Annotated in this window: 1 protein-coding gene; it reads left to right on the top strand. The window is 48.2% G+C overall.

The window, feature by feature from the left end; all coding sequences use genetic code 11:
* A partial coding sequence (locus C900_RS27890; RefSeq protein WP_040497749.1) for a hypothetical protein occupies positions 1 to 384 on the top strand: 384 nt, incomplete at both ends.

Below are 384 nucleotides of genomic sequence, written 5' to 3'. Positions count from 1 at the left end.
CAAAAAGACAGAATACATCGGAGAGTTCATCTATGAAACAGATGAAAGTGGTAATACAGAACTACAACTGATCCATCATGACGAAGGCAGGATAGTAGAAGACAAAACCACAGGAGACTTTGAATACCAGTACCACCTGAAAGATCATCTGGGCAATACAAGGCTTACCTTCACCACGAAGCCGAAGACCCTGACCTTCCCCGCCACCTTTGAATCGGAAAAGGCAGCAGATGAAGAAGCATTGTACACCAGCATAGCAGAGACAAGAGTCACCTTCAACAGCGCAGATGCCACCGCTTCAGATATCCACACCACAGGAGACAATGAAGTAGTAAGAGTAAACGGCACCCAGCCGATGGGAGCAGGCATCAGCCTGCCGGTAGC

The organism is Fulvivirga imtechensis AK7 (genome assembly GCF_000331535.1).
GTDB classification, from domain to species: Bacteria; Bacteroidota; Bacteroidia; order Cytophagales; family Cyclobacteriaceae; genus Fulvivirga; species Fulvivirga imtechensis.
Note: the sequence above shows the minus strand (reverse complement) of the source record. Positions and strands in the feature narration are given on the sequence as shown.